We start from the raw sequence: 23,729 nt of genomic DNA on the forward strand, positions 1-23,729 counted from the left end.
CCGCGCGCCGTGGGCTCACGCGTCGCCGGCACGCCGCCAAACGACCTCGGGGTCTTCCCCGGGCGGGAAGTAGTCACGACGTCGGCGCTGGAGACGGCGCAGGTACCACGCCCCCGGGACACGCGCGCCCTTGCGCCGGTTGTGCCGGGCGCACAGCGCCTGGGCGTTGGACAGCACCGTCGCGCCGCCTCGGGACCAGGGGTAGACGTGGTCACCGTGCGTGGGGACCTCGGCGCATCGCGGTCCCAGGAGAGGCTTGTGCTCGCACCGCGACCCGGCACGGTCGAAGATCGCACGCCGCTGGGACGCCGAGAAGCGACGGACCGGATCCCGGCGCGGGGCCAGCCATCGGGCCACGAACGGAGTGAGCCACGCCAGCGCGACCGCGACACCGACGGCTGCGGCGAGCAGCGGGTTCGCGGCGATCCAGCCGGTCCAGACGTCCAGGAGCTGCCCCGCGACGTCGTCCACGACTCCGTTCGTCACCGGGCCGACCTCCGTCAGGAACCCTCCCATGACGGGGCAATCTACCCCGTCCGTGCCTCGCTGCTAGTAGGTCGTCAGGCCGTGGGACCGGAACACCTCGCGCACGGCCTCGGTGGCCTCCGCCGTCGGCGGCTCGGTGCCCTCCAGCTCGTAGGTCCGCCCGAGCTCGGCCCACTTGTCGCGGGCCATCTGGTGGAACGGCAGCACCTCGACACGCTGCACCGTGCCGGGCCGGACGGCCTCGATCGCGGCGGCGTGCTCGGCCACCAGCTCGACGTTGCGCGGGTCGTCGGTCAGGCCCGGCACCAGCACGAACCGGATCCAGACCGGCACGCCGCGCTCGGCGAGCCGCCGGCCGAAGGCCAGGGTGGGGGCCAGTGGCCGACCGGTCACGTGCTGGTAGGTCTCCTCGTCGCCGGACTTGATGTCCAGCAGCACGAGGTCGGTGTCGTCGAGCATCTCGTCGGTGGCGTTGGCCCCGAGGAACCCGGAGGTGTCCAGGCAGGTGTGCACGCCGCGCTCCTTGGCCCCGCGCAGGATCCGTGCGGCGAACGCCGGCTGCATGAGCACCTCGCCGCCCGAGAGCGTGATCCCGCCCCCGGTGGCGCCGAAGATGCCGCGGTACCGCTCGATGCGGGCCAGCAGGTCGTCGGCCAGCACCGGGCCGCCGTCCTTCATGGCCAGCGTGTCGGGGTTGTGGCAGTACACGCACCGCAGCGGGCAGCCCGACAGGAACACCGTCATGCGGGTCCCCGGGCCGTCCACCGCGGTGACCAGCTCCCACGAGTGCACCGAGCCGAGCGCGCCCGAGCGCATGAGGTCCAGGCGCTCGGACCGCTCGACGTCGGTGGTCGCCAGCCCTCGCAGGCCGGCACCTGCCCGGCGCACGGTGGGGGCGTCCAGGGGCACCGGGCAGGTCGTCATCTCAGATCGCTCCGTGGAAGGTCCGGGCCAGCACGTCGAGCTGCTGCTCGCGGGTCAGCCGCACGAAGTTCACGGCGTACCCCGAGACCCGGATGGTCAGCTGCGGGTAGTTCTCCGGGTGCTCCATGGCGTCCTCGAGCGTCTCGCGCACCAGCACGTTGACGTTCATGTGGTAGCCGCCGGAGCCGAAGGAGGCGTCGAGCAGGCCGGAGAGGTTGGTGATCTGCTCCTGGCGCGTCCGCCCGAGCCCGGAGGGCACGATGGTGTTCGTCAGGGAGATCCCGTCCTGGGCGTCGGCGTACGGCAGCTTGGCCACCGACAGGGCCGAGGCCAGCATGCCGTGCGTGTCGCGGCCGTTCATCGGGTTCGCGCCCGGGGAGAACGGCTCGCCGGCGCGGCGCCCGTCGGGCGTGTTGCCCGTGGCCTTGCCGTACACGACGTTCGAGGTGATCGTCAGCACCGACTGGGTGGGCAGCGCGTCCCGGTACATCTTGTGGGTGCGCACCTTGGCCATGAACGACTCGACCAGCTCCACGGCGATCTCGTCGGCACGGTCGTCGTCGTTGCCGTAGGCCGGGTAGTCGCCCTCGGTGACGTAGTCGACGACGACGCCGCGGTCGTCGAAGACCGGCATGACGGTCGCGTAACGGATGGCCGACAGCGAGTCGGTGGCCACGGACAGGCCGGCGATGCCGCAGGCCATGGTCCGCAGCACCTCCTTGTCGTGCAGCGCCATCTCGAGCCGCTCGTAGGCGTACTTGTCGTGCGACCAGTGGATGCAGTTCAGCGCCTCGACGTAGGTCGCGGCCAGCCAGTCCATCGTCTTGTCGAACCGGGCCCGCACGTCGTCGTAGTCCAGCGGCTGCCCCTCGGGCACCGGGGCCACGGCCGGGGAGACCTGCTTGCCGCTGACCTCGTCGCGTCCGCCGTTGATCGCGTAGAGCAGCGTCTTGGCGAGGTTGACGCGGGCGCCGAAGAACTGCATCTGCTTGCCGATCGCCATGGGCGAGACGCAGCAGGCGATGCCGGCGTCGTCGCCCCAGGCGGCGCGGATCTCGTCGTCCGACTCGTACTGCACGGCGGAGGTGTCGATCGAGACCTGCGAGCAGAAGTCCTTGAAGCCCTGGGGCAGGTCGGCCGTCCAGAACACGGTCATGTTCGGCTCGGGCGCCGGGCCCAGGTTGTACAGGGTCTGCAGCATCCGGAACGAGTTCTTCGTCACGAGCGTCCGGCCGTCGGTGCCCATGCCGCCGATGGTCTCGGTGACCCAGGTGGGGTCGCCGGAGAACAGGGCGTCGTACTCGGGGGTGCGCAGGAACCGGACGATCCGCAGCTTGATGACGAAGTCGTCCATGACCTCCTGGGCCTGGGCCTCGGTCAGGCGGCCGGCGGCGAGGTCGCGCTCGATGAACACGTCGAGGAAGGTCGAGGTGCGTCCGAGCGACATCGCGGCGCCGTTCTGCTCCTTGACCGCGCCGAGGAAGCCGAAGTACAGCCACTGCACGGCCTCGGTGGCGGTGCGCGCCGGGCCGGAGATGTCGACGCCGTAGGAGGCGGCCATCTCCTTGAGCTCGCCCAGGGCGCGAATCTGCTCGGCGTGCTCCTCGCGGGCCCGGACCACGGACTCGCTGAAGGGCTCGACGTCGAGGGTGAGCTTGTCGATCTTCTTGGCGGCGATCAGCTCGTCGACGCCGTACAGCGCCACGCGGCGGTAGTCGCCGATGATGCGGCCGCGGCCGTAGGCGTCCGGCAGGCCGGTCACGACGTGCGAGCTGCGTGCGGCCCGGACGTTCGGCGGGTAGACGTCGAACACGCCCTGGTTGTGGGTCTTGCGGTACTCGGTGAAGACCTTCTTCAGGTCCTGGTCGACCGGGTAGCCGTAGGTGTCCAGCGCCCCTTCGACCATCCGCCAGCCGCCGTTCGGCATGATCGCGCGCTTGAGCGGCGCGTCCGTCTGCAGGCCGACGATGATCTCGCTCGCGGAGTCGATGTAGCCGGGCTCGTGGGCGGTGATGCCGGCCGGCACGTCGTAGGAGACGTCGTAGACGCCCTTCTCGCGCTCGGCGGGGAACATCGCGCTCAGCCGTGCCCACAGCGCGGTGGTGCGCTCGGTCGGGCCGGCGAGGAACGTCCCGTCCCCGGTGTAGGGGGTGTAGTTGCGCTGGATGAAGTCTCGGACGTCGACGGTGTCGCACCACGGTCCGGGGACGAAACCTTCCCATGCGGCACTCGTGGCGGTCGTACGTTCTTCCTGGACGGTCATCGCCCCGCTCCTTCACGCTCGCTGGTGATGCTTCCACGATATCGTGAAAACCTTCACAAGCAATGGTCTGACCACATGTCCGGCCGTAACGTCGATCACAGACGCCGCCGGCCGTCACGCAGGTCACGACACCTCCGCCCGGACCGTCAGGACGGTACGGGCGGAGGCACGCTGCGGCCGGACCGCGGGTCGGGTCGCGGGCCGGGCGTCAGTCCTGGGCGAGCTCGGCGAGCGCGTCGCGCACCGCGTCCTCGGCCTGCATGCGCTGTGCGGTCATGATCTGCTCGCGGCTGGCGTGGTCGAGGAACTCCACCGGCAGACCGGTGTGCACGAACGGGGTGCGCACGCCGCGCTCGGCCGCGCGCTGGGCGAGCATCGCCCCCACGCCGCCGTCGACGACGCCGTCCTCCAGCGTCACCACGAGGTCGTGGTCCCCGGTCATCTTCACCAGGTTCTCGGGCACCGGCAGCACCCACGTGGGCGCCACGACCTCGACGGCCAGGCCGTGCGCGGCGAGCGACTCCCCGGCCGCGATCGCCGTGGCGGCCATCGCCCCCACGCCCACGACGAGCACGCTCGCCCCGGTGGCGGCCTCCGGATCCGGCGCGCGCCGGGCCACGACGTCGACGCCCTCGAGCGTCTCGAGCGCCTCGATCGGCTCGTCGAGCGCGCCCTTGGGGTAGCGCACGACGGTGGGTGCGTCGTCGACGTCGACGGCGGTGCGCAGGGCGTCGCGCAGGGTCGCCTCGTCGCGCGGGGCGGCCAGCCGCAGCCCCGGCACGATGCGCAGCATCGCCATGTCCCACATGCCGTTGTGGCTCGCGCCGTCGGCGCCGGTGATGCCGGCACGGTCGAGCACGAACGTCACCCCGGCCTTGTGCAGGGCGACGTCCATGAGCAGCTGGTCGAAGGCGCGGTTGAGGAAGGTCGCGTACACGGCGACCACGGGGTGCAGCCCGGCGAACGCCATGCCGGCGGCCGACGTCGCGGCGTGCTGCTCGGCGATCCCGACGTCGAAGGTGCGCTCGGGGAACTCCTCGGCGAAGGGGGCCAGCCCCACCGGGTGCAGCATCGCCGCGGTGATCGCGACGACGTCGGGCCGGCGGCGGCCGATCTCGACGATCTCCTCGGCGAAGACCTGGGTCCAGCCGAACCGCGAGGGTGCCACCGGCAGGCCGGTCTCGGGATGGATGGTGCCCACCGCGTGGAACCGGTCGGCGACGTCCTCCTCGGCGGGGATGTAGCCGCGGCCCTTCTCGGTGATGGCGTGCACGATGACCGGCCCGCCGAACGTCTTGGCGCGGCGCAGGGCGTGCTCCATCGCGGACACGTCGTGGCCGTCGACCGGACCGATGTACTTCAGCCCGAGGTCCTCGAACATGCCCTGGGGGGCGACGACGTCCTTGAGGCCCTTCTTGAGCCCGTGCAGCCAGTCGTAGGCGAACCGTCCGGGCGGGCCGGTGCGGTGCAGCGTGCGCTTGCCCCACTGCAGGAACGCCTCGTACCCGCGGGTGGTGCGCAGCGTGTCCAGGTGGTTGGCCAGTCCGCCGATGGTCGGCGAGTACGAGCGGCCGTTGTCGTTGACGACGATGACCAGCCGCCGGTCCGGGCCGGCGGCGATGTTGTTGATCGCCTCCCAGGCCATGCCGCCGGTCATCGCGCCGTCGCCGATGACGGCCACGACGTGCCGGTCGTCGTGGCGGCCCACCGTGTTCGCCTTGGCGATGCCGTCCGCCCAGGACAGCGCCGTCGAGGCGTGGGAGTTCTCCACAACGTCGTGCTCGGACTCGGCCCGGCTGGGGTACCCGGACAGCCCGCCGCGCTTGCGCAGGTCGGAGAAGTCCTGGCGACCCGTGAGCAGCTTGTGCACGTAGGACTGGTGGCCCGTGTCGAAGACCATGGAGTCCCGCGGCGAGTCGTAGACGCGGTGCAGCGCGATCGTCAGCTCCACGACACCCAGGTTCGGCCCCAGGTGCCCGCCGGTGCGCGACACGTTGTGCACGAGGAAGTCGCGGATCTCGGCGGCCAGCCGGCGCGTCTGGGCCGGTCCGAGCCTGCGCACGTCCTCGGGCGCGGTGATCGTGCTCAACAGCCCCATACGTTCCTCCTGCGGATCATCCGACAACTCTAAGTGCTGTTCGTGACGTCCTGGTGCAGCGGATGCGCGGTAGATTCGAAGGGTGCGTTTCCTGCCGGGCCAGCAGCCCACCACCGACCTGACCTACGGCGACGTCTTCATGGTGCCGTCCCGCTCGGACGTCACCAGCCGCTTCGACGTCGACCTCTCCAGCGACGACGGCACGGGCACCACGACGCCGATCGTGGTCGCCAACATGACCGCCGTCGCGGGCCGCCGCATGTCCGAGACCGTGGCCCGCCGCGGCGGGATCGCGATCCTGCCGCAGGACATCCCCGTCGACGTCGTGGCCGACGTCGTGGCGGACGTGAAGTCCAAGGACCCCGTCGTCGAGACGCCCGTCGTGGTGACCCCCGCGGACACCGTCGCCGACGTGCTGTCCCTGCTGGGCAAGCGGTCCCACGGCGCGGCCGTCGTGGTCGACTCCGGCCGCCCCGTCGGCGTGGTCACCGAGGCCGACTGCACCGCCGTGGACCGGTTCGCCCGCGTCGAGGCCGTCATGTCCACCGACCTGGTGACCCTGGACGCCCAGCGGATCGAGGACGACGGCCTGGCAGCCACCTTCGAGCAGCTGCACGCCGCCAAGGTCCAGCTCGCCCCCGTGGTGCGCGACGGCGTCCTGGCCGGGGTGCTGACCCGCAAGGGTGCCGTGCGCTCGACCGTCTACTCCCCCGCGCTCGACGCCGAGGGCCGGCTGCGCGTGGGGGCGGCGGTCGGGATCAACGGCGACGTGGCCGCCAAGACCCGCGACCTGCTCGACGCCGGGATCGACGTGCTCGTCGTCGACACCGCGCACGGTCACCAGGACAAGATGATCGCCGCCCTGGAGGCCGTGCGGTCGGTCGACCCGCAGGTCCCGGTCGTGGCCGGCAACGTGGTCACCGCCCAGGGAGTGCGCGACCTCGCCGCGGCCGGCGCCGACATCCTCAAGGTGGGCGTCGGCCCGGGCGCCATGTGCACCACCCGCATGCAGACCGCCGTCGGACGCCCCCAGTTCTCGGCCGTCCTGGAGTGCGCCGCCGCGGCCCGCGAGCTCGGCAAGCACGTCTGGGCCGACGGCGGCGTGCGCCACCCGCGCGACGTCGCCCTCGCGCTGGCGGCCGGCGCCTCGCAGGTGATGGTCGGCTCCTGGTTCGCCGGGACGTACGAGTCGCCCGGCGACCTGCACGAGGACGGGTCCGGACGCCTCTACAAGGACTCGTTCGGCATGGCCTCGGCCCGCGCCGTGGCCGCCCGCACCGCGGGTGGGTCGGCGTTCGACCGCGCACGCAAGGCGCTGTACGAGGAGGGCATCTCGACGGGCAAGATGTACCTGGACCCGCGCCGCCCGGGCGTGGAGGACCTGCTCGACGAGATCACCTCGGGCCTGCGCTCGAGCTGCACCTACGCCGGGGCGCGGACCCTGGCCGAGTTCGCCGAGCGCGCCACCGTGGGGATCCAGTCGGCCGCCGGGTTCGCCGAGGGCATGCCGGTGGCCACCTCCTGGTGACGGGCGTGCCCGGCTCCCCCGCCTCGGCGCGCGACCAGCTCGCGGCGCTGGTGCGCGACGACGCCTTCACCGGTCCGTGGCCGCACGCCCGGGGCGACCTCGACCCGCAGGTCGCCCGGCCGGCGTCGGTGCTGGTGCTGTTCGGCGTGCTGGACGGCCTGCCGGCGGACCACCACGCCCAGGCGCAGGCCGTCTCGCACGACCTCGACGTGCTGCTGCTCGCCCGGGCAGCGACCCTGAGCTCGCACGCGGGCCAGGTCGCCTTCCCGGGCGGTCGCGCGGACGCGGACGAGGACGCCGTCTCGGCGGCCCTGCGCGAGGCCCGCGAGGAGACGGGCGTCGACCCCGACGGCGTCGACGTGCTCGGCACGCTGGCGGCGCTGCCGATGCCGGTGAGCAACCACGTCGTCACGCCGGTCCTGGCCTGGTGGACCCGCCAGTCCCCCGTCGGCGTGGTCGACCCGGCCGAGTCCGCGCACGTGTTCCGCGCGCCGGTGGCCGACCTGCTCGACCCCGAGCGCCGCGTCACCACCGTGCTGCGCCGCGGCGGCCAGGTCTGGCGCGGTCCGGCGTTCCAGGTGCACGACGGCGGCACGCAGCACCTCGTGTGGGGGTTCACCGCGGGCGTCCTGGACGCGCTCTTCGACCACCTGGGCTGGACCGAGCCCTGGGACCGCGGGCGCGAGCTGGAGATCGACCCCTGATGGTCGCCGCCGAGGTCGAGATCGACGTCGCGCTGGTGCGGGCGCTGCTCGCCGCCCAGCACCCGGACCTGGCCGACCGCCCGCTGCGCGTCGCCGCCGAGGGCTGGGACAACGTCCTGGTGCTCCTCGGCGACGACCTCGCCGTGCGGCTGCCACGCCGGGAGGCCGCGGCCCCGCTGATCGAGCACGAGCAGCAGGTGCTGCCCCGGCTGGTCGAGCGGCTGCCGGTCCCCGTCCCCGCCCCGGTGCGCCGCGGGAGCCCGAGCACCGACCCGCCCTACCCCTGGTCGTGGTCCGTGGTGCCCTGGTTCGCCGGCCACCGCGCGGCCGCCGTCCCGCGGTGGCGGCGCCGTCGGCTCGCCGGACCGCTGGCGGCGTTCCTCGAGGCCCTGCACCGCCCGGCCGAGGACGCCCCCGTCAACCCGGTCCGGGGCGTGCCGCTGACCACCCGCGACGAGGCCGTCCGACGCCGGCTCGCCGACCCGCGGGTCCGGCAGGCCGACCGGCTCGAGCGCGTGTGGCAGGCCGCCCTGGCCGCCCCCGTCCACGACGGGCACGCGCTCTGGCTGCACGGCGACCCGCACCCCGGCAACCTCGTCGTCGACGACGATGCCGGGCTGGCCGCCGTCGTCGACTTCGGGGACGTCACGGCCGGGGACCCGGCCACGGACCTGGCCACGGCCTGGCTGACCTTCGACACCGCCGGCCGGGAGGCGTTCCGGGCCGGCCTCGCGCACCGCTACCCCGCCGGCGACCCGGTGTGGGTCCGGGCTCGCGGCTGGGCGGTGGCGATGGCGACCGCGATGGTCGTCGACTCCTCGGCCGAGCACGACTGGCTGCCGCCGCTCGGCGCCGCGGCGCTGACCCAGGTGCTCGCCGACTCCTGACCGACCAGACTGGTGCCGTGAGCGCACCAGAACCCCCTGCCGACGTCCCCGCCGACCTCCCCGCCGACGTGGCGGCGTTCGTCGAGGCCGTCGCCCGCCCGGCCCGACGTCGGGACGCCCGGACCCTGCTGGAGCTGATGGCCCGGGTCACCGGCGAGCCCCCGGTGCTGCACGGCACGATCGTCGGGTTCGGGCGCTACCGCTACGAGTACGCCTCGGGACGGTCCGGCGACGCCCCCGCCGCGGCGTTCGCACCGCGCGCGGCGCACAGCGTCGTCTACCTCATGGACGGTGTCGACGCCCATGCCGAGAACCTCGCTCGGCTGGGCCCGCACCGGACCGGCGTCGGCTGCCTGTACCTGACGAACCTGGAGAAGGTCGACCTCGCGGTGCTCGGGAAGATCGTCGCCGACGCCTACGCCAGGCTGACGTCCGGCACCTACGGGCTCCGCGCCCGTGACGGTTCCCCTGACCGGTAGGCACCGCACCGCCCCCGCTGTGGTGAGGCGCCCCGGCCGGCGTTTCAATGGAAGCAGAGCGAGGAGCGGCAGAGCCATGAGCAGCGACCGGGATCGCGGGACGACGCGGCCGGCGGGTTCCGAGCAGTCGGCGGAGGCCCGTCTCGAGAGCTGGCGGGAGGCGCTGCGGCGGCACGAGGCCGACGACGTCGAGGGACGCACCGAGCGCCTCCGGGCCCGGATGGCCACGCTGCAGGAGGCGGGCCTCGACACCGACGAGGCGTTCCTCGTCGCGATGATGCGCCAGGACCGGGACGACCCGGTCGCGCGCGACGTCGCCCGCGAGCAGGCGGCGGTGTTCTGGCGGCGGTTCGACCGGGCACCCGCCCCCGAGGGCGACACCGCGGTCGACTGGCGGGAGGTCGGTGTCGTGGCGCTGCTGGCCCTCGGTGCCGGCGTCAGCGTCAAGCTGGGGGTCGCCGAGCTCGACAGCACGGCGTTCGGGCACAACGTCGCCCTGCTCGTGGCGCCGTTCCTCGGCGCCTACTTCGCCTGGAAGCGACGGGTGTCGTGGCGCACCGCGGCCGTGCTCCTGCTCGCCACGGCCGTCCTGGCCGTCGCGATCGACGTCTACCCGTTCGACGTCGGCGGGGCGACGGGCTTCCTCGCCGCGCTGCACGCGCCCGTCGTCCTCTGGGGGCTGATCGGCGTCGCCTACGCCGCCGGGCGGTGGCGCTCGACGGCGGGCCGGCTGCGCTACCTGCGGTTCACCGGCGAGCTGGTGGTCTACTACGCCCTCATCGCCCTGGGCGGCAGCCTGCTCGTCGGGCTCACGATCGGCCTCCTGACCCTGGCCGGCGTGGAGTTCCGGAGCGTGATCGAGGACTGGGTGGTGCCGATGGGTGTGCCCGCCGCGCTGCTGGTCGCCGCCTGGCTCGTGGAGGCCAAGCAGGAGGTCGTGGAGAACATCGCCCCGGTGCTGGCGAAGATCTTCGTCCCGCTGACCACCGTCACGCTGCTCGTCAGCGTCGCCGTGCTGGGGGCGGTGGGCAGCCTGACGACCGTCGACCGCGAGTTCCTCATCACCCTGGTCTCGGTCCTCGTCGTCGCACTGGCGCTGCTGCTGTACACGGTGGCGGCCCGCCCGGCCGGTCAGCGGCCCGGGTTCTTCGACGGCGTGCTGCTGGCGATGGTGCTGGCCGCCGCGGCCGTCGACGGTGTCGTCGTGACGGCGATGGCGGCCCGGACGGCCGAGTTCGGCTGGAGCCCCGCCAAGACCGCCGCCCTGGGTCTCGGGGTGCTGCTGGCCGTGCACCTGGTGTGGTCGGCGTGGCGGCTCGTCGCGATGCTGCGTCGGCGTGACGGGGTCGCCGCGCTGGACCGGTCGCAGGCGGCGGTGCTGCCGTTCTACGTCGGCTGGGCCTTCGTCGTGGTGGTCGCCGTCGGGCCGGTCTTCGGCTTCGTCTGAGGCGCCCCTCTTGCGATACCTCGCACCTCGAGGGTTTAATACCTCGTACATCGAGGGATAGAGGCGCTGTGCACATCGACAAGGACCTCGTCGCGGCCTCCGCGACACCGCTCGTGCTCGGCATCCTCGCCGAGGGCGAGTCGTACGGGTACGCCATCGCCAAGCGGGTGGCCGAGCTGTCCGGCGGCCGGATGAGCTGGACGGACGGCATGCTCTACCCCCTGCTGCACCGCCTGGAGCGCCACGGCCTGGTCGAGGCGTCCTGGGGCCGGTCCGGGTCCGGACGTCGCCGCAAGCACTACGCCCTCACCCCGGCCGGGCACGAGGCCCTGGCCGAACGGCGCCGGCAGTGGGACGTCGTCGCAGAGACCCTGGGCGAGGTCTGGCGCACGCTGTCCGCAGGCGCCGCGGACGCCGCCGGCGCGGCGGCCCCGCGGCCGGCTGCGGGCCCGGCGACGGCCGGGGGCACGGCATGAGCGGCCCCGACGCCCTCGAGGTGCAGGTCGACCGGTGGCGCGACTACGTGCGCCGCCATCGCGCCGTGGCGCCGGACGACGTCGACGAGATGACCGACCACCTGCGCGAGCGCATCGACGACCTGCGGGCCGCGGGGCTCGACGACGACGAGGCCTTCCTCGTCGCGGTCAAGCGCATGGGACGGCTGGACGCCGTCTCGGCCGAGTTCGCCCGCGCCCACTCCGAACGCCTCTGGAAGCAGCTCGTGCTCCTGCCCGACTCCCCCGCGCCGGACGCCGACCCGGCGCGCCGCGAGCTCGCCGTCGTCGTCGGCTGCGCCGTCGGGGCAGGGCTGACCGTCAAGGCCGGCACGACGTTCCTGGACGAGGCGGCGCTGCTGCTGAACCTCGGCCTGCTCGTCGCCCCGTTCGTGGCCGCCTACCTCGGCTGGAAGCGTCGCCTGGCCGGGCGCACGGTGGCGGCGCTGCTGGCCGGCGCCGTCGTCCTCGGCGTCGTGCTCAACACCTACCCGTTCGACCCGGCCGGGTCGACCCTGCTGCTGGCCGCGCTGCACGCCCCGGTGGTGCTGTGGGCGCTCGTCGGCGTCGCGTACACCGGCGGCCGGTGGCGCTCGCCCGACCGCCGGATGGACTTCGTGCGGTTCACCGGCGAGCTGGCCGTCTACTACGTGCTGCTCGCCCTCGGCGGCGGCGTGCTGGTAGGCCTGACCGCCGGACTCTTCAGCCTGACCGGCCTGGACCTGGAACCCGCGATGGAGCAGTGGATCCTGCCGCTGTGCGTGCCGGGCGCGTTCCTCGTGGCGGCCTGGCTCGTGGAGGCCAAGCAGGAGGTGGTGGAGAACATCGCGCCGGTCCTGACCCGCGTGTTCACGCCGCTGACGACGCTCATGCTGCTGGCCTGCCTGGTCGTGCTGGCCACCGCCGGGGACCTGACGACGGTCGACCGCGAGCTGCTCATCCTCATGGACGGCGTGCTGCTGCTGGTCCTGGCGCTGGTGCTGTACTCGGTCTCGGCCCGGGACCCGCTGCGCCGGCCCGGCCTGTTCGACGGCCTCCAGCTGGGACTCGTCGTGGTGGCGCTGACCGTGGACGCGGTCGCGCTGACCGCGATGCTCACCCGGATCGCGGAGTTCGGCGCGAGCCCCAACAAGGTCGCGGCCCTGGGGCTGAACCTGCTCCTGGCGGTCCACCTGGCCCGCTCGGCCTGGCTGCTGCTCGGCCTGCTGCGCCACCGACGCGCCTTCGGGGTCCTGGAGCGGTGGCAGACCGCCTACCTGCCCGTCTACGCGGCCTGGGCGGCGTTCGTGGTCGTCGCGTTCGGGCCGTCGTTCGTGTTCGCCTGAGACGCCCCGGGACGACGACGTCGGTCAGGCGAGCCGGGCGGCGTCCGCGCCGTGGGCCACCAGCACGGTGCGCACGGCGGCCAGCGCCCGGTCGTAGGCGCCGTCGTCGTCCAGCAGCAACGAGCGGTCGTTGGCCGTGCCGAGCAGGGCGACGAGCTCGAAGACGACCTGGGCCGGGTCGACGTCAGCAGCCAGGTCGCCGCCCGCGACGGCGAGCCCGACGTGGTGCTCGAGATATCCGTCCCACTCGCGGCGGACCGCCACGACGGCGTCGTGCACCGGGCCGGGCCGCGAGTCGACCTCGGTCTCGACCGCGCGGAAGAAGCACCCCCCGGCGAACGTGCGGGTCCGGGAGTACGCGGTCCATCCCTGCACGAGTGCCCAGACGCGGTCGAGCCCGGGCGCCGCCGCGCGGGCGGGCTCGATCACCGCGGCGAGGAAGATCCCGCGCGCGTGCTGGACGAGCGCGATCTCGAGACCTTCCTTGTTGCCGAACAGTCCCGCGATCGCGCTCTTGGTCGCCGGGGCCTCGGTGGCGAGCGTGCCGAAGGTCAGTCCGGCGAGCCCGTCCACGGAGGCGCGCTGCACGGCGTGGTCGAGCACCGCGGTGCGCGTGCGGTCGCCGCGTCGCCGCCGGCCGTCCGACGACGGCACGGTGGTGGCGGTCTCCGGCTCGGCCCCGCGGATGGTCATGGCGCCAGTCTACCCGAAATCTTTACGTACGATCGTTCAGATAGTGCTACGCTGAGGGAGTCCCGTCGTTCCTGGAGGTACACCGTGGTCCCTGCACCGATGCGCGCGACGTTCCGCACGCTGTCCGTCGTCGCTCCCCCCGTCGCCACCGGCATCGCCGCGCGGCTCTTCACCACCGTCGGCCCGCGGGCCCGGGTGCGCCCCGCCGACCAGGACGTCCACGACAGCGCCCGGCGCGGCACGGTGGACGTCGACGGCTCCCCCGTGACGACGTACCGCTGGGGCGACGACTCCCCGGAGGCACCGAGCGCGCTGCTGGTGCACGGCTGGCAACGGCGGGCGAGCCGCTTCGGCGCGCTGGTGCGCGCGCTGGTCGACGCCGGGTGGTCGGTGGAGTCCTACGACGGCCCGGCGCACGGCGAGTCGCCCGGCGTCCGGCTCACCGTGCTGGAGCACATGGCGGCCATGCGGGCGATGCAGGAGAGGCACGGCGCCTACACCGCCGTCGTCGGGCACTCCCTGGGCGCCTTCACCGCCGGGATGGCGCTGCACGAGGGATTCCGCGCCGAACGCTTCGTGTCCCTGGCCGCGCCGACGAGTTTCGACTCCGTGGCCGCGACCTACATGCGGCTCGTCGGGATCGCCCCGCGCCTGCACGACCGGGTCTGCAACGACATCGCCCGCACGCTCTTCCCGGAGGTGCCCGACTTCCGCGCCCGTTTCGACCTGCGCCGGCGCACCGTCCCGGACACGGTGCCGACGCTGTTCGTCCAGGACGCCGACGACCGCATGCACGGCGCCGAGGAGGCGCGGGCGCTGCACGCCGCCCACCCGGGCAGCGAGCTGCTGATCACCGAGGGCCAGGGCCACAACGGCGTCCTGGACGACGAGGTGGTCGTCAAGACCGTCGTCGACCACCTGACCCGCGTCCCCGCCTGACCCCCGCTCCCCCGCCCGCCCGCCTTCGTTGTGGGCATGAAATCTGCAGGTCAGGACCGAGTCCGACCTGCAGATTTCATGCCCACAACGCATAGCACGGCATGGCATGGCACGGCACGGCGCGACGGGTCCCGTGGTGGCACGACGACGCCCCGCCGCTCTCGAGGAGCGACGGGGCGTCGTCGTGCGGGGCGGAACCGGTCTCAGTCGACCAGCGAACGCAGCACGTACTGCAGGATGCCGCCGTTGCGGTAGTAGTCCGCCTCACCCGGGGTGTCGATGCGGACCACCGCGTCGAACTCGACGGTGGAGCCGTCGTCCTTGGTGGCCGTGACGGACAGCGTCTCGGGCGTCTCGCCGTCGTTCAGCGCCGTGATGCCCGCGATGTCGAACGTCTCGGTGCCGTCCAGACCCAGCGAGTCGGCGGACTCGCCGGCCGGGAACTGCAGCGGGAGCACGCCCATGCCGATGAGGTTCGAGCGGTGGATGCGCTCGAACGACTCGGTGATGACCGCCTTGACGCCGAGCAGCTTGGTGCCCTTGGCCGCCCAGTCGCGCGAGGAGCCGGAGCCGTACTCCTTGCCGCCGAGCACCACCAGCGGGGTGCCCTGCGCGGCGTAGTCCTGCGCGGCGTCGTAGATCGTGTCCTGCTCGCCGGTGACGAAGTTGTGGGTGAAGCCACCCTCGACGCCGTCCAGCAGCAGGTTCTTCAGGCGGATGTTGGCGAACGTGCCGCGGATCATGACCTCGTGGTTCCCGCGGCGCGAGCCGTAGGAGTTGAAGTCGCGACGCGCGATGCCGTGCTCGGCCAGGTACTTGCCCGCCGGGCTGTCCGGCTTGATGGCACCGGCCGGCGAGATGTGGTCGGTCGTGACCGAGTCGCCGAGCTTGGCCAGCACGCGGGCACCCGTGATGTCCTCGACCGGCGCCGGCTCGGCGCCCATGCCCTCGAAGTACGGGGGACGACGCACGTAGGTCGACTCGGTGTCCCAGGAGAACGTGGAGCCCTCGGGGGTCTCCAGCGCGCGCCAGCGGTCGTCACCGGTGAAGACGTCGGCGTAGTCCTTCTCGAACATCTTGCGGTCGATGGAGGACTCGATCGTGGCCTGGACCTCGTCCGGCGTGGGCCAGATGTCCTTGAGGAAGATCGGGTTGCCGTCCTCGTCGCGGCCCAGCGGGTCGGCGTCGAAGTCGAACTCCATGGTCCCGGCCAGGGCGTAGGCGATGACCAGCGGCGGGGACGCCAGGTAGTTCATCTTCACGTCCGGGTTGATCCGGCCCTCGAAGTTGCGGTTGCCGGACAGGACGGAGACGACGGCGAGGTCGTTCTCCTGGACGGCCTCGGAGACCTTCTCGTCCAGCGGGCCGGAGTTGCCGATGCAGGTGGTGCAGCCGTAGCCGACCAGGTGGAAGCCGAGCTTCTCCAGGTACGGCCACAGGCCGGCCTTCTCGTAGTAGTTCGTCACGACCTGCGAGCCGGGCGCCATCGAGGTCTTGACCCAGGGCTTGGAGACCAGGCCCTTGTCGACGGCGTTCTTGGCCAGCAGCGCCGCGGCGAGCATGACCGAGGGGTTCGAGGTGTTGGTGCACGACGTGATCGAGGCGATCGCCACGGCGCCGTGGAACAGCTCGAACTCGCGGCCCTGGGAGTCGGTGACGGGCACCGTCGGGCGCACGTGGTCGTGGGTCGACGGCGAGTCGGAGGCCGGGAAGGACTCCATCTCGGCCTCGTCCACCGAGTCGATGACGTCCGAGGCGTAGTTCGGCAGGTCGCGCGCGAACGCGGCCTTGGCGTGCGACAGCTCGATGCGGTCCTGGGGACGCTTCGGGCCGGCGATCGAGGGCACGACGGTCGACAGGTCGAGCTCCATGTACTCCGAGAACGTCGGCTCGACGTAGTCGGGCGAGCTCGGGTCGAGCCACATGCCCTGCTCCTTGGCGTAGGCCTCGACGAGGGCCAGCTGGTCCTCGCTGCGGCCCGTCAGGCGCAGGTAGTCGATGGTGACGTCGTCGATCGGGAAGATCGCGGCGGTCGAGCCGAACTCCGGCGACATGTTGCCGATGGTGGCGCGGTTGGCCAGCGGGACCTGGCCGACGCCGGAGCCGTAGAACTCGACGAACTTGCCGACGGCGCCGTGCTGGCGCAGCATCTGCGTGATCGTGAGCACGACGTCGGTCGCGGTGACGGCCGCCGGGATCTCGCCGGTGAGCTTGAAGCCGACGACGCGCGGGATGAGCATCGACACGGGCTGGCCGAGCATGGCGGCCTCGGCCTCGATGCCGCCGACGCCCCAGCCGAGCACGCCCAGGCCGTTGACCATCGTGGTGTGCGAGTCGGTGCCCACGCAGGTGTCCGGGTAGGCGCGCAGCACCGTCTCGCCGTCGACCTCGACCTCGCGGGTCATGACGGTGCGGGCCAGGTACTCGATGTTGACCTGGTGGACGATGCCGGTGCCCGGGGGGACGACCTTGAAGTCGTCGAACGCCGTCTGGCCCCAGCGCAGGAACTGGTAGCGCTCGTGGTTGCGCTCGTACTCGAACTCGACGTTGCGCGCGAAGGCCTCGGTGGTGCCGGCGACGTCGATCTGGACCGAGTGGTCGATGACCATCTCGGCCGGGGCGAGCGGGTTGATGCGGGTGGGGTCGCCACCGAGCTCCTCGACCGCCTCGCGCATCGTCGCCAGGTCCACCACGCAGGGCACGCCGGTGAAGTCCTGCATGATCACGCGCGCCGGGGTGAACTGGATCTCGGTGCTGGGCTGGGCGTCCGGGTCCCAGCCGGCCAGGGCGCGCACGTGGTCGGCGGTGATGTTCGCGCCGTCCTCGGTACGCAGCAGGTTCTCCGCCAGGATCTTCAGCGAGTACGGGAGGCGCTCGAGCCCCTCGACCGCGGAGAGCCGGAAGATCTCGTAGGAGTTCCCTCCGACGTCCAGGGTTCCCTTCGATCCGAATGTGTCCACGCTGCTCACTGCGGCTCCTTCTCGGGGGCTTTCCGGCGGACGGGACCCGACCTGCGCTGGTCGCAGCGGTTCCGACGCCGTCTCGTGCGGGGGCTGTCCCAGCGTACGCAGGGGTCGCCGGGCTGCGCCCAGCATAGCCCATATATCTTGACGTCAAGATACTTAGGCCTGCCTCACCCGGAACGCGTGCCCCGCGCGCGGCGTTGACCCTGGCATCCGACGGAAGGAGCCCCGTGCCCGCTGCCCTGCCTCCGCTGGAGGCCCAGGCGGACCACCTCGTCGCGCTGGGTCTGGTGCCCGACGGCGGCACCCCGGCCGCGCCCGACGGCACCCCGGACGGTCTCGACGCCGCCGGGCTCCGCTCGGCCGCCCGGCGCCTGGCCGACGCCGCACCGCCCGGCACGCTGCTCGTGGTGCACCCGCGCCGTCTGCCGCCGTCGGCGCTGGCGCCGCACCTGCGGCGCGAGGTGCGCACCCGGGCGGGCGTCGTCGAGCGCGAGGGGTTCGTGGTCGAGGACATGACCGACGTCGACGCGTTCGGTCCGGTCGACGACCTCGAGGTCCCGGACGCCGACGTCTACCTCGTGCACGCCCCGGAGCGCGGCGACGAGATGGCGAACGCCTCCCCGCAGGAGGCGGCGGCCCGGATCGCCGAGCGCGGCCGCTCCCCTCTCACGCTCGCCGAGGGCGCCCAGTGGGTGCTGCAGGACCCGGAGGTCCTCGAGCCCGGGCGCTGCTTCATGACGATCGGCTCGCGACGACGCCGGCCCGACGGCGCGTACGACGCGCGCACCCCGGCGCTGTGGATCTCCGGCGGCACCGGGCGGGACGGCGCGGGGCGCAGGGGCGCGACCAAGATCGGCTGGTGCTGGTGGCGCAACCGGCACACCTGGCTCGGTGTCGCCTCGACCGCCGCCCGCCACGTCTGAGGGCTGCGGAACCCCGCCCCGCGGTCACGCCCAGTCGACGGTCAGCCCCCGGCGCTGGGCGAAGCGTTCGAGGTGGCCGCCGACGACGCGCCGGACCGTCTCCAGGCCCTCGTCGTCGTCGCCGACGGCGTGCAGCCGCACCTCCCGCTCTGCCACGGTCAGCGTGCACTGCCCCACGGTCAGTCGGATCGTCGTCACGTCACCGTCGGTCTCCACCGTCGAGCGGCGCCCCAGGTGCGAGGCGAGCTGCTTGACGTAGCGGGCGCCGTCGTCCGTGACGAAGGTGCCCTCGGCGGTCGGGTCGTCGACGCTCATCGCATGCCTCCTCGATCGCTGAACGGGTCAGCGGTCATCGTGTACTTGGTCTGCAGGTACTCGTGGATCCCCTCGGCGCCCCCCTCGCGACCGAGCCCGGAGTGCTTCCATCCACCGAACGGGGCTGCGGCGTTGGACACGACGCCGACGTTCAGCCCCATCATCCCGGTCTCGAGACGCTCGACCATGCGCTGCCCGCGCGCCAGGTTCTCGGTGTACACGTAGGAGACCAGGCCGTACTCGGTGTCGTTGGCGATCCGGACGGCCTCGTCCTCGTCGTCGAACGGGACGACGGCGACGACCGGCCCGAAGATCTCCTCGCGCAGGATGTCGCTCCCGGCGGGGACGTCGGCGAGGACCGTCGCCGCGAAGAAGGAGCCCGGCCCCTCGACCGGCTCTCCACCGAGGCGCAGGGCCGCCCCGCGTTCGACGGCGTCGGCGACCAGCGCGGCGGTCTTGGTCACGGCACGGTCGTCGATGAGCGGGCCGATCGTCACCCCGGGCTCGGTGCCCCGCCCGGTCCGGAAGGCGCGGACCCGTTCGGTGACCCGCCTGGTGAACTCGGCGGCCACGGAACGGTGCACGACGAAGCGGTTCGCGGCCGTGCAGGCCTGGCCGATGTTGCGGAACTTGGCGGCGATCGCGCCGTCGACGGCCTTGTCGAGGTCGGCGTCGTCGAACACGACGAACGGCGCGTTGCCACCGAGCTCCATCGACGTGCGCAGCACTCCGCCGGACGCCTGCTCCAGCAGCTTCTGACCCACCGGCGTCGACCCGGTGAACGACAGCTTGCGCAGCCGGGGATCGCGGATGATCCCCTCCGATACCGGACCGGTCCGTGTGGTGGTGAGAACGTTGACCACGCCCGCCGGGACGCCGGCGTCCTGCAGGATCCGGGCGAAGAACAACGTGGTCAGCGGGGTGAGCGCGGCCGGCTTGACGACCACGGTGCAGCCCGCCGCCAGCGCCGGTGCGATCTTGCGGGTCGCCATCGCCAGCGGGAAGTTCCACGGCGTGATGAGGAAGCACGGGCCCACCGGGTGCTGGGTCACGACCATCCGGCCGGTCCCTTCCGGATTCGCCCCGTAGCGGCCCTGCAGCCGCGGCGCCTCCTCGGAGAACCAGCGCAGGAACTCCCCGCCGTAGGCCACCTCGCCGCGGGCCTCCGCCACGGGCTTGCCCATCTCGATCGTCATCAGCAGCGCGAGGTCGTCAGCACGCTCCTGGACGAGGTCGAAGGCCCGCCGCAGGATCTCTGCGCGCTGCCGGGCCGGGGTCGCCGCCCAGGCGGGGAACGCCTCGCTCGCGGCGTCCATCGCCGCGGCGCCGTCGTCGACGGCGGCGTCCGCGATCTCCTTGACGCGTTCTCCCGTGGCCGGGTCGGCGACGGTGAGCGTCGCGCCGTCGGACGCCGGACGCCAGGTCCCGCCGATGAGCAGCCCGTCCGGGACGGCAGCCAGCAACGCCGCCTCGTTCGTCGTGGTCATGAGTTCTCCTTCGTGATCGATCCGTGAGGTCCGTCGGGCGCCGCCGAGATCCGTCCGCGGGTGGCGGCCCGGACCAGGACGGCGACGCCGGACGACGCCGTCAGCACGATCCCCAGGTGCACCGCCGTGGGTCCGATCAGGCCGGTGACCGGCGACCCGAGCACGCCGCCCAGGAACTGCGCCGCACCCACCAGCGCAGAGGCCGCGCCCGAGGCGACGGCCGTCGTCTGCGCCCAGGAGTGCGATCCGGGCAGGACGAGGCCCTGGCCGAGCGCGTACACCATCGATGCCGCCCACAGCAGCGGGTCCGGCGCGCCGACGGCGGCACCGACCGCGAGCAGGGCTCCCCCGGCGGTGCACACGACCAGCCCCGCACCGAGCGGGGCGGCCGGGTGCCGACGCCGCACCGCGCGCCGGAACACCTGGTTCCCGGCGATGACGGCCAGCGCGTTGGTGCCGAACACCACGGCGAACACCGTCGGCGGGTGGCCGAGCTCGCGCTCGACGACGAACGCCGAGGTGGTGATGTACGCGTAGAAGCCGAACGAGTGGACGGCCATGAGCAGCGCGACGCCGGCGAGCTCGCGGTCCCGCAGGCCGCGGACCAGCGCACCGGCCACCGAGCCGAGGCCACCGGGTTCACGCCGGTCCAGCGGCAGGGTCTCCGGGACCAGCCATGCGTACGCGAGCACGATCAGTCCGCCGGCGGCCGCCATCACCACGAAGTCTGCTCGCCACCCGGCCACCGCCGCGATGCCGGCGCCGACAACCGGCGCCAGGACGGGTGCCAGTGCCGTGACCATGGACAGCACACCTATGCGGGAGGCAGTCTCCGCGGGTCCGGTGGAGACGTCACGGACGACCGCACGGGCGACGGCGATCCCCGCCGCCGCGCACAGCCCCGCGACGAGCCGCACGGTGACGAGCATCTCGACGGACACCGCGACCGCCACCAGCATGCACGCCACCGCCCAGGCGCCGACACCGAGCAGGATCACCGGACGTCGACCCACGCGGTCCGACAACGGCCCCCACAGGAGCTGACCGACGCCGATGCCCAGCAGGAACGTGGTGATCGACGCCTGGGTGAGCGCCTCCGAGCCGCCGAGCTCGGTCTGCATGGCCGGCAGGGACGGCGTGTACAGGTCGACCGAGAGGGGGCCGAGCGCCGTGAGCACCGCAAGCAGCGGGAGCAGGCGCGGCACCCTGACGACGAGTGCCGGTCGGTCAGCGGGCCCGGTCATGGTGCCGTGCCGTCGAGCACCGCCCACAGGTCGCACTGGACGAGCGCCCCGCGGTCGAGGTCCGCGGCCACGACCCGACGGGCGGGACGGCTCGTCGGGTCCGGGAACATGGCGAGCCACTCCCGGTTCAGCGCCTCGCGGTCCCGGAAGTCGGCGAGCCGGACGGTGAGGGTCAGCACGTCGTCGGTGCTCCCGCCGGCCGCGGCGAGCAGGGCCCGCACGTGCCCGAACATGTTGGCGCACTGCGTGGACAGGTCTGCGGGCATCTCCCGCGTCCGCGGGTCGCGGCCGGTCAGCACCCCGGAGGCGAGGAACGGGCCGATCCGGCTGCCCACGGGGACGGGGTTCTCGTGGCCGAACGCGTCCAGCTCGATGCTGGTGCGACGCGGGCGAGCGTCCGGGGTGTCGGTCATCAGGGCTCCGGGACGACCGTGTTCTCGATGGCGCCGAGACCGTCGATCTCGGCGCGCACGACGTCGCCGACCTTCAGGAAGCTGCCCGTCGGCGCACCGATCCCCGACGGCGTCCCGGTGGCGAGCACGTCGCCCGGCTCGAGGGTCATCACCTGCGACAGGTAGGCGATCTGCTCGTAGACGTCGTAGATCATGTCGTCCGTGCGGGCGTCCTGACGGACCTCGCCGTTGACGGTCAGACGCATCGACAGCGCCAGCGGGTCGGCGATCTCGTCGTCGGTGGTGAGCCACGGTCCCATCGGACCGTGGGTGTCGAACGACTTGCCGAGGGTGAACGTCGGCGACAGCTTGGCGAGCCAGTCGCGCACGGACACGTCGTTGGTCACGAGATACCCGGCGATCACCGACCGGGCGTCCTCGACGGCCACGTGGCGGCACCGCTGCCCGATGACGACACCGAGCTCGACCTCGTAGTCCAGCTCGTCGGAGACGCGCGGCTTGTGGACGTCGGCGTGCGGCCCCACGATGCAGGAGACCTGCTTGTTGAACCACATCTGGCTGGTGGGGATCGGGATGCCGGCCCGGCGCGCCTCCTCGGCGTGGGCGGCATAGTTCATCCCGATGCCGAGGTACTTCTGGGGGGCGTCGACGGGGGCCTCGAGGACGACCTCGGACAGAGCGTGCACGGGCCCGTCGGCGGCCTCGATCGCGGAGCGCAGGGAGTCCAGCTCCGGCAGGATCTCCCGCAGGGACGTGCCCACCCCGGGAAGGTCGGAGATGTCGGTGAGCGTGTCGCCGTCGACGCGGCCGAGCCGTGCCGGGCCGTCACCGCGGCGGAATCGTGCGATCTTCATCGGTTCTCGTCCTGTTCGTCGTGCTCAGCGGCGATCTCGGAGGGCAGCCTGCCCCACTCCTGCTCGCCGTCGGGGGTCATCTGGAAGCTGACGAACCGCCAGCCGTCGTCCGTCCGGACGAGCACCTGCGTGGCCACGCCGCCGAGCTCGCGCTCGCCGCCGTCGGGCCGGCGCAGCCGGTTGAGGATGCGGCCGGTCACGACGGCGACGTCGGCGCCGACCAGCCGGACCACCAGGTCGGTGCGGGTGATGTCGAGGTAGGCGTGCCGGGTGGCGACGTGCTCCAGGAGCTGCGCCTTGCTGTGGATCAGGCCGGGTGCGTGGACGTGCACCAGGGTGTCGTCGAAGAGCTCGTCCAGGGCGTCCAGGTCGTGGGCCAGGAGTGCCGCGCGGCGGCGCTCCTCGACGGCGAGGATCTCGGCGCGCGCGACGGCGTCGGCGGTGACCACGGCGCTCATACGAGCCCCCGGTAGGAGCCGCCGTCGAGCTGCAGGTTCTGTCCGCTGATGTAGCCGGCCCGCGCCGAGCAGAGGAACGCGCACGCGTCGCCGAACTCCTCGGGCGTGCCGAGCCGTCCGACCGGGATCGTCGCGGTGATGCGACGGAACGCCTCGGTGCGGTCGATGGCGTGGGTCGTCATGAGTCTCTGTGCCATGAACTCCTGCCGGGGGGTGTCGATGCGTTCGGGGAGAAGGTTGTTGACGGTGACACCGTCGGGCGCCACGTCGAGGGAGATCGACTTGGAGATGGCGGTCAGGGCCGCACGGGCCGACGTCGACAGGCCCATGTCGGCCGCCGGGCTCTTGACCATCGCCGAGGTGATGTTGACGACGCGACCGAAGCCACGTTCCCGCATGCCGGGCAGATAGGCCCGCATCAGCTCGACGGCGGGGACCGCGTTGGCCTGCAGGGCTCCGACCAGTGCCTCGGCGTCCCACTCGTCGAGGCTGCCGGGCCGGGGGCCGGCGTTGTTGGTGACGAGCACGTCGACCTCGGGCAGGTGCGCCACGATCGCGGCGCGTCCCGCCGCCGTCGTGAGGTCGGCGGCCACGTGGTCGACGACGACGTCCCCGAGCTCCGCGCGCAGGGTGTCCGCGGCCGCCGCGAGCCGGTCGTCGTCGCGCCCGTTGAGCGTGACGGCCGCGCCCTCGCGGGCCAGGGAGCGTGCGCAGGCGTACCCGAGGCCCTGGGACGAGGCCGCGACGAACGCCGTGCGGCCGGTCAGGCCGAGATCCATGGTCGAGCTCTCCTCTCGCGGAA

At 72.8% G+C, this 23,729-nt stretch carries 22 protein-coding genes; 9 read left to right on the top strand and 13 right to left on the bottom strand.

Annotation, left to right across the window (positions count from 1 at the left end; translation table 11 throughout):
• Positions 1-15: 15 nt before the first annotated feature.
• From V5O49_RS08760 to dxs, 4 genes are all read right to left on the bottom strand, one after another.
• Positions 16-516: an HNH endonuclease gene (locus V5O49_RS08760; protein ID WP_332901884.1), complete on the bottom strand. Its 501-nt coding sequence runs from the start codon at positions 514-516 to the stop codon at positions 16-18.
• 33 nt (positions 517-549) lie between these two features.
• Positions 550-1,410 carry a pyruvate formate-lyase-activating protein gene (gene pflA / locus V5O49_RS08765; protein ID WP_278234589.1) on the bottom strand — a complete coding sequence of 287 codons (861 nt, stop codon included), beginning with the start codon at positions 1,408-1,410 and terminating at the stop codon, positions 550-552.
• 1 nt (position 1,411) lies between these two features.
• On the bottom strand, positions 1,412-3,673 hold the full coding sequence (gene pflB / locus V5O49_RS08770) for a formate C-acetyltransferase (RefSeq protein WP_332901885.1): 2,262 nt from the start codon (positions 3,671-3,673) through the stop codon (positions 1,412-1,414).
• A 208-nt stretch (positions 3,674-3,881) separates the two neighbouring features.
• Positions 3,882-5,771, bottom strand: coding sequence for a 1-deoxy-D-xylulose-5-phosphate synthase (gene dxs, locus V5O49_RS08775; RefSeq protein WP_278234591.1), 1,890 nt, complete (start codon positions 5,769-5,771; stop codon positions 3,882-3,884).
• Positions 5,772-5,853: 82 nt separating this feature from the next.
• On the opposite strand from dxs, the gene guaB1 reads away from it, so the two are divergent.
• The 7 genes from guaB1 (at position 5,854) to V5O49_RS08810 (ending at position 12,635) form a co-directional block, all read left to right on the top strand.
• A complete protein-coding gene (gene guaB1, locus V5O49_RS08780; RefSeq protein WP_278234592.1) occupies positions 5,854-7,299 on the top strand; it encodes a GMP reductase in 1,446 nt (481 codons plus the stop codon).
• Positions 7,300-7,304: 5 nt separating this feature from the next.
• Complete coding sequence (locus tag V5O49_RS08785) at positions 7,305-8,003, top strand: NUDIX hydrolase (RefSeq protein WP_332901886.1); 699 nt, start codon at positions 7,305-7,307, stop codon at positions 8,001-8,003.
• Positions 8,003-8,890: an aminoglycoside phosphotransferase family protein gene (locus V5O49_RS08790; RefSeq protein WP_332901887.1), complete on the top strand. Its 888-nt coding sequence runs from the start codon at positions 8,003-8,005 to the stop codon at positions 8,888-8,890. The genes V5O49_RS08785 and V5O49_RS08790 overlap by 1 nt, the downstream gene beginning before the upstream one ends.
• A 17-nt stretch (positions 8,891-8,907) precedes the next feature.
• A complete protein-coding gene (locus tag V5O49_RS08795; RefSeq protein WP_332901888.1) occupies positions 8,908-9,369 on the top strand; it encodes a DUF1801 domain-containing protein in 462 nt (153 codons plus the stop codon).
• A 76-nt stretch (positions 9,370-9,445) separates the two neighbouring features.
• Positions 9,446-10,816, top strand: a complete 1,371-nt coding sequence (locus V5O49_RS08800) for a hypothetical protein (RefSeq protein WP_332901889.1) — start codon at positions 9,446-9,448, stop codon at positions 10,814-10,816.
• A gap of 68 nt (positions 10,817-10,884) precedes the next feature.
• Positions 10,885-11,292 (top strand): PadR family transcriptional regulator, encoded by a 408-nt coding sequence (locus V5O49_RS08805; RefSeq protein WP_332901890.1) that lies wholly within the window; start codon positions 10,885-10,887, stop codon positions 11,290-11,292.
• Complete coding sequence (locus V5O49_RS08810; RefSeq protein ID WP_332901891.1) at positions 11,289-12,635, top strand: permease prefix domain 1-containing protein; 1,347 nt, start codon at positions 11,289-11,291, stop codon at positions 12,633-12,635. Before V5O49_RS08805 ends, V5O49_RS08810 begins: the two co-directional genes overlap by 4 nt.
• A 24-nt stretch (positions 12,636-12,659) precedes the next feature.
• Here the strand turns inward: V5O49_RS08810 and V5O49_RS08815 are convergent, their stop codons facing one another.
• Entirely contained in the window at positions 12,660-13,328 is a 669-nt protein-coding gene (locus V5O49_RS08815; protein ID WP_332901892.1) for a TetR/AcrR family transcriptional regulator, read from the bottom strand.
• 99 nt (positions 13,329-13,427) lie between these two features.
• Here V5O49_RS08815 and V5O49_RS08820 point away from each other — a divergent pair, with 99 nt between their 5' ends.
• Positions 13,428-14,267 carry an alpha/beta hydrolase gene (locus V5O49_RS08820; protein WP_332901893.1) on the top strand — a complete coding sequence of 280 codons (840 nt, stop codon included), beginning with the start codon at positions 13,428-13,430 and terminating at the stop codon, positions 14,265-14,267.
• Between the two features lie 203 nt (positions 14,268-14,470).
• Here V5O49_RS08820 and acnA read toward each other — a convergent pair whose 3' ends face one another.
• Positions 14,471-17,236 carry an aconitate hydratase AcnA gene (gene acnA, locus V5O49_RS08825; RefSeq protein ID WP_278234601.1) on the bottom strand — a complete coding sequence of 922 codons (2,766 nt, stop codon included), beginning with the start codon at positions 17,234-17,236 and terminating at the stop codon, positions 14,471-14,473.
• 224 nt (positions 17,237-17,460) lie between these two features.
• Here acnA and V5O49_RS08830 point away from each other — a divergent pair, with 224 nt between their 5' ends.
• A complete protein-coding gene (locus tag V5O49_RS08830; protein WP_332901894.1) occupies positions 17,461-18,156 on the top strand; it encodes a DUF5701 family protein in 696 nt (231 codons plus the stop codon).
• Positions 18,157-18,180: 24 nt separating this feature from the next.
• On the opposite strand, the gene V5O49_RS08835 is transcribed toward V5O49_RS08830, so the two are convergent.
• Genes V5O49_RS08835 through V5O49_RS08865 form a run of 7 tightly spaced genes read right to left on the bottom strand, consistent with a single transcriptional unit; the run spans position 18,181 to position 23,706 of the window.
• Complete coding sequence (locus V5O49_RS08835) at positions 18,181-18,471, bottom strand: DUF2218 domain-containing protein (RefSeq protein WP_332901895.1); 291 nt, start codon at positions 18,469-18,471, stop codon at positions 18,181-18,183.
• On the bottom strand, positions 18,468-19,958 hold the full coding sequence (locus V5O49_RS08840; protein ID WP_332901896.1) for an NAD-dependent succinate-semialdehyde dehydrogenase: 1,491 nt from the start codon (positions 19,956-19,958) through the stop codon (positions 18,468-18,470). The genes V5O49_RS08835 and V5O49_RS08840 overlap by 4 nt, the downstream gene beginning before the upstream one ends.
• Entirely contained in the window at positions 19,955-21,202 is a 1,248-nt protein-coding gene (locus V5O49_RS08845; protein ID WP_332901897.1) for a multidrug effflux MFS transporter, read from the bottom strand. Before V5O49_RS08845 ends, V5O49_RS08840 begins: the two co-directional genes overlap by 4 nt.
• Positions 21,199-21,615 carry a RidA family protein gene (locus V5O49_RS08850; protein ID WP_332901898.1) on the bottom strand — a complete coding sequence of 139 codons (417 nt, stop codon included), beginning with the start codon at positions 21,613-21,615 and terminating at the stop codon, positions 21,199-21,201. The genes V5O49_RS08845 and V5O49_RS08850 overlap by 4 nt, the downstream gene beginning before the upstream one ends.
• Positions 21,615-22,469: a fumarylacetoacetate hydrolase family protein gene (locus tag V5O49_RS08855; RefSeq protein ID WP_332901899.1), complete on the bottom strand. Its 855-nt coding sequence runs from the start codon at positions 22,467-22,469 to the stop codon at positions 21,615-21,617. The genes V5O49_RS08850 and V5O49_RS08855 overlap by 1 nt, the downstream gene beginning before the upstream one ends.
• Positions 22,466-22,927, bottom strand: coding sequence for a nuclear transport factor 2 family protein (locus V5O49_RS08860; protein ID WP_332901900.1), 462 nt, complete (start codon positions 22,925-22,927; stop codon positions 22,466-22,468). Before V5O49_RS08860 ends, V5O49_RS08855 begins: the two co-directional genes overlap by 4 nt.
• Positions 22,924-23,706 carry an SDR family oxidoreductase gene (locus tag V5O49_RS08865; protein WP_332901901.1) on the bottom strand — a complete coding sequence of 261 codons (783 nt, stop codon included), beginning with the start codon at positions 23,704-23,706 and terminating at the stop codon, positions 22,924-22,926. The genes V5O49_RS08860 and V5O49_RS08865 overlap by 4 nt, the downstream gene beginning before the upstream one ends.
• Between the last annotated feature and the right edge of the window lie 23 nt (positions 23,707-23,729).

This window comes from Isoptericola haloaureus (assembly GCF_036689775.1).
GTDB lineage: Bacteria > Actinomycetota > Actinomycetes > Actinomycetales > Cellulomonadaceae > Isoptericola > Isoptericola haloaureus.